Annotated in this window: 7 protein-coding genes; 1 reads left to right on the forward strand and 6 read right to left on the reverse strand. The window is 69.0% G+C overall.

All coding sequences use genetic code 11. The features are described 5' to 3' along the window. The 4 genes from ACLP25_RS08895 to ACLP25_RS08910 all read right to left on the reverse strand — a co-directional run. A partial coding sequence (locus ACLP25_RS08895; protein ID WP_442468842.1) for a 3-deoxy-D-manno-octulosonic acid transferase occupies positions 1-509 on the reverse strand: 509 nt, incomplete at its 3' end. Beyond that, a complete protein-coding gene (locus ACLP25_RS08900; RefSeq protein WP_442468843.1) occupies positions 506-1,222 on the reverse strand; it encodes a lysophospholipid acyltransferase family protein in 717 nt (238 codons plus the stop codon). The genes ACLP25_RS08895 and ACLP25_RS08900, both read right to left, overlap by 4 nt. Before the next feature lie 7 nt (positions 1,223-1,229). Next, on the reverse strand, positions 1,230-1,502 hold the full coding sequence (locus tag ACLP25_RS08905; RefSeq protein ID WP_442468844.1) for a DUF4170 domain-containing protein: 273 nt from the start codon (positions 1,500-1,502) through the stop codon (positions 1,230-1,232). Positions 1,503-1,609: 107 nt separating this feature from the next. Continuing rightward, entirely contained in the window at positions 1,610-2,428 is an 819-nt protein-coding gene (locus ACLP25_RS08910; RefSeq protein ID WP_442468845.1) for a 3'(2'),5'-bisphosphate nucleotidase CysQ, read from the reverse strand. A 363-nt stretch (positions 2,429-2,791) separates the two neighbouring features. Here ACLP25_RS08910 and ACLP25_RS08915 point away from each other — a divergent pair, with 363 nt between their 5' ends. Beyond that, entirely contained in the window at positions 2,792-3,280 is a 489-nt protein-coding gene (locus ACLP25_RS08915; RefSeq protein ID WP_442468846.1) for a PaaI family thioesterase, read from the forward strand. 40 nt (positions 3,281-3,320) lie between these two features. On the opposite strand, the gene ACLP25_RS08920 is transcribed toward ACLP25_RS08915, so the two are convergent. Together ACLP25_RS08920 and ACLP25_RS08925 are read right to left on the reverse strand one after the other, a co-directional pair. Next, on the reverse strand, positions 3,321-3,887 hold the full coding sequence (locus ACLP25_RS08920; RefSeq protein ID WP_442468847.1) for an antibiotic biosynthesis monooxygenase: 567 nt from the start codon (positions 3,885-3,887) through the stop codon (positions 3,321-3,323). A gap of 227 nt (positions 3,888-4,114) precedes the next feature. Further along, positions 4,115-4,894 (reverse strand): cation:proton antiporter (locus tag ACLP25_RS08925; protein ID WP_442468848.1); only part of this gene is annotated, 780 nt, incomplete at its 5' end.

Consider the following 4,894-nt stretch of genomic DNA (forward strand, 5'->3'; position numbering starts at 1 on the left):
GGCGCCCGCCGCCAGCGGTTGAACGAGCGCTCGCTGATCCGTCCGTTGATCATTGCGAGCGGCAGGCCGGCGCGCTTGGTCTCGACGATCATGTTCGGCCACAGCTCGGATTCGGCGACGAGGGCCGCGTCGGGGCGCCAGTGCAGGAGGAAGCGGCGAAGAAAGAACGGGCTGTCGAGCGGGGCGTACTGATGCAGCGCGCCCGCGGGCAGGCGCTCGGCGAGGAGCGCGGCGGACGTCACCGTGCCCGTCGTCACCAGCGCGGTTGCGCCCGCGCGGGCGATTCGCTCGACGAACGGCAACAGCGAGATCGCCTCGCCGACGCTCGCGCCGTGCAGCCAGACGAGCCGGCCGGACGGACGGGCGAGGCCCGCGCGGCCGCGCCGCTCGCCGAGCCGATTCCGGTCCTCCTTGTCGCGTCTGAGGCGCAACGCCAGAAAGGGCGCGGCGAGCGGCGTGCCGAGCGCCGTCGCCGCGCGATAGACATGCAGCAAAAGCGGCTGTGTCATGCCGTTCTCAGGTGCGCGCCGGGATCCTTCGCGCCAACCATGGCGTAGGCGCGCGCGTGCGCCTCGTCGAGGCCCTCCTGCACGGCCAGGCGCGCCGCCTCCATCGCGGCGTCGTCGGCGTCGGGCGACACCTGCACGAAGTCGCCTGCGAAGACGACGGCGCGACTGAACGGCAGGCCGAGCGATGCGCGGTCCCAGGTATCGAACTGGATGCGGCGGCTGGTCACGACCGCAGTCGGAACAATCGGCCGGCCGGAGAGCTTGGCCAGAGCGACGATCCCGAGACCGCAGACGCGCGCGCGCTTCGGTACGTCGGCGGTCATCGCGATCGACGCGCCCGATTGGAGATGGCGAAGGAGTTCGCGCATGGCGGGCGCGCCGCCCTTGTAGCGGGCGCGGTCGGCCGGGCCGCCCGAGCCGCGCACCGGCGTCACGCCGAGATGGCGAAGCGCCGCCGCCTGCGCGCCGGCGTCCTCATGCCGAGAGATGAGCGCCGCGAATCGGTCGATGGCGTCCGGCCAGGCGAAGGACATCATCAGATGCTGGCCGTGCCACATCGCGCAGATGATTGGCGTTTGGCCTTCGACCGCCTTGTCGAGGCTCTCGGGAACCGTGACGAACCGGCTCGTGATCTGGACGAAGCGCAGATACTTCGCGAGTAGGAAGCCGATGGCTTCCTGCCAGAACCGCGACCGGCCTATGCGTCTTGCCATTGAGGTCTCAGGCGATCCTTGTCGGCGGAGCGAGGTCCGGCTCGATCAGACGGTGCAGGTGGACGATGAAATAGCGCGTCTGGGCGCTGTCGACCGTCTGCTGCGCCTTGGCGCGCCAAGCGCGCTCGGCGCTGGCGTAGTCAGGAAACACGCCGACGATGTCGATCTTGGATATGTCGCGGAACTCGTGGGTTTCGAGCGACTTCAGCTCGCCGCCGAACACCAGATGCAAGAGCTGCCGATGCTCCTGGGTCGGAGGCGTCGAAGGAGGGGTGGTCATGGTCGGTTGTCCTCGAAAGGTCTATAGCGCGAGGGCTGCGTCGCGGGGCTTTGCCCTCGCGCGGGGCAAAACGCAAGCCGCCGGACGCGACAGCGGGTCCCCCGCGCTCACGCGCCGGCCGCGGCGCGGAAAGCCTCGAGCAAGCGCGGCGCCAGCGCGTCCGGCGCCCCGAGCAGGACGTGACGCTGGATGCGCGCCTGGTTGTATCGCAGGCGATCCCCCGACGCCTCGACCAGCCGTCCGCCGGCTTCTTCGAGGATGAGATCCGCGGCGGCGATGTCCCAGTCGTTCGAATTCGCCCCGGCGACCGCGAAATCGAGCGCTCCGCTGGCCACCAGGCACATCCGGTAGGCGAGCGACGGCACGAAGGGCACAATGTGCATCGTCGCGCCGAGCCGCGCCCCCATCGCGTTGAGAAGGGGTTTCGGGCCCGCGACACGATATCCCGCCCCGTCGCTGCGGATTGGTGGCTTGAGCGGCGCGCCGTTCAACGCGGCGCCGGCGCCGCGCGCGGCGGCGTAAGTCTCCTCGAGCGCCGGCGCATGAACGACGCCCGCGACCGGCCGGCCGTCGAAGATGAGCGCGACCGACACCGCCCAGCGCGGATCGCCGTCGACGAAGGCGCGGGTGCCGTCGATCGGGTCGACGACGATGAGCGCGCGCCGGCCAAGGCGTGCGGCGTCGTCCACCGTCTCCTCCGAAAGCCAGCCGGCCTCTGGAAAGGCTTCGCCGAGCCGGCGCTTCAAAAGGGCGTCGGCGGCGAGATCGGCGTCGGTCACCGGCGACCCGCCGGGCTTCGTCTTCACCGCCGCCGACGTCGTCGCCCCAACGCGAAAATACGCGCGCGCCACTTCCCCGGCCTCGCGCGCCGCAGCGGCCAGGAGATCGCGCGCGGCGAGCGCGTCCCGATTCGGATCGAGGCTCAAAGGGCGGAGTCCAATGCGTGTGGAGGCACTTGCCGCTGGCTTTAGCCGCCTGCGTCCCCACGCGCAATTGTCATGAACCGCGACGCCCCGGGTGAACCGGCATCGTCGCGCCCAAGCCTGCGGCCACGCAATCGCCGTGAAGGTCGCGAAGGAGTTCGTGATCAGGACCGCTTGGCGCCCGCATTGCGGACGACTACTTCGATGCAATGAAGGCGCGCGACGGTGGCGCGCCCAACCCACGTCGGCCTGCGGCCTGACGGCGCTCTTCGAGACGCCGGGCTGCGAAGAGCGCGGCGCCAGGGCCACGCCTCGTCTCGCCGGACGGTTCCGTGCTCGAGCGCCACAATCAAGGGAGCGAACGCCATGGAATGGGGACCCGACCAAAAATTCGGCGTCGCGTCGCGCGAGGAGACGGTGAGGCTGACGGGGCGCCAGATCCTGCAGGGGATGATCGACGGCCGCTTGCCCGCCCCGCCAATCAGCCGCACCCTGTCGTTCAGGCCGGTCGAGGTCGGCGACGGGTTCGCCGTTTTCGAGGGCGAACCGGGGCCGGACCTGCTCAACCCGCTCGGCAGCGTCCACGGCGGCTGGGCGCTGGCGCTGATCGAGAGCGCGACGGCCGCTGCGGTCCATTCGACCCTGCCGGCGGGCGCGAGCTTCGCCACGGTCGAGACCAAGGGCAATTTCACCCGGCTGATCGTCCCCGAGACCGGCCGCGTCCGGGCCGAAGGCCGCGTCGTCAACGCGGGCCGCACCATCGTGTCCGCCGAGGCCAGGATCATCGACGGCCGCGGCCGGCTCATGGCGCACGGGACCTCGACGGTGATGGTGTTCCGCGACATCCGGGATTGAGCCGAGCGCCGCCAGGCCTCACCGCGCCCGGCAAAGCGCCTCACTTGTGCGTCAGCCAGGCTTTCAGCCAGCGGGAAAGCCTCGGCATCACCACGTAACTCATGGTGAAGGCGATGAGGCCGGTCAGCACGGCGGTGCGCAGCAGGAACGGCAGGAAGCCCAGCACCGGGCCGACGAACCAGATCAAGAGGCTCGCCGTCGGGAAAATGCCGAGCCAGGTCGCGAGCGTCATGCGCCAGCGCGGCGGGTTGACGCTCGCCGGCACGACCTCGGGCGAGAACCACGCCTCGAGTCCGGTGATGACACGGTAGGCGGGCGCGCCTTCCGCGACCGTGTCGAGCCTGCGCAACCAGTCGGCATGCGCGCCCGATTCATCCCAGCGTCGGAGATCCGCGTCGGTCCTGAACTTGGTGACGACCTGATACTCGCCGGCTTCGTCGGCGGGCGGAACGACGTCGGCACTGACGAATCCGGGAAAGGCCTTCATGTCGCCGAACATGCCGCGCAAGAGCGCCTCGTAGGCGGCGCCGCAATTCGGCTGGGCCCTGCGGACGGCCACACGGACGACCGGCGGCGGCTTTACGGAGACTTTTTCGTCGGCTGCCATGCGCGCTTCCCCTACCCCGCCCGAGGGCGCGGGCCTAGGCGGCGCGCCGTCGCAGTGCGGGCTAGCCAGCCCCCGCTTTGGGCGGCCTCTTCGGGCGAGACGCCTCGCTCCGTCGCCGCCAGCGTCTTCAAAAGTCCGTCGAAGATGTCTTGCCGCATTCTGAAGAGACCGACATAGGGGTCGCTCAGCGCCCGGCGGCGGACGGCGGCAAGAGACTTGCGCAACAGCTATGGCTCTTCACTGGCGCTCTCCTCCGCCTCCATGACTTCAGGCTCCTCGGCGATTGCGCGGAAATCCGGTTGAAACCAAGTCTGCGCGATCAGCGTCGGCACGACCGCGCTGCCGATCACGGCGGTGACCAATATTGTGTACTGCGTCTGATCGATGATCTTGTTGGTGAGCCCGAACAGCGCCGAAATCGACCCGAACGTCAGCCCGGTCGACATGAGAAGCGTGGTGTACATGCCCTCGCGCCGGTCAAACTCGTGATAGACCGTCAAGGGCAAGATGCCGATGAACTTTGTGACCATCTTGATTGCGAGAAACACGAGGATGAGCCCCGCCGATGCGGCCACGGCGCGAGCGTCGACGAGCGACCCGGCCTTCAGGAAATAGAACGGCGTGAGAATCGAGAAGGCGATGATCCGCATTCGATGCGGCAGTTCGCGCTCGGCGAGAAATGTCGGCGCGAGGGCCATCCCGACGAGATAGGCCGGCAGGACGGCTTCGCTGCCGGCGACCGAGGCCAGGCCGCCGAGTCCGAGCAGGATCAGGGAAACGAACTTCGTCTGCGGCTCGCTGACCCGTTGCCCGAGGCTTTTGAACATCCACGGGGCGTAGCGAGCGAGAACGACGAGCACGATCGCCGTGGCGACGCCGAACCCGAGCAGCCAAAGGTCGTAGTGCGCGAACACCACGCCGAGCGCCAAAACCGTGCCGAGGTCGTTGATGAAGCAGGCGGCGAGGATGATCTTGCCGATTTCGGTCTTGTTGAAGCCGGTTTCGAT

Origin of the sequence: Roseiarcus sp. (assembly GCF_052145395.1) — a bacterium.
Classification (GTDB): domain Bacteria; phylum Pseudomonadota; class Alphaproteobacteria; order Rhizobiales; family Beijerinckiaceae; genus Roseiarcus.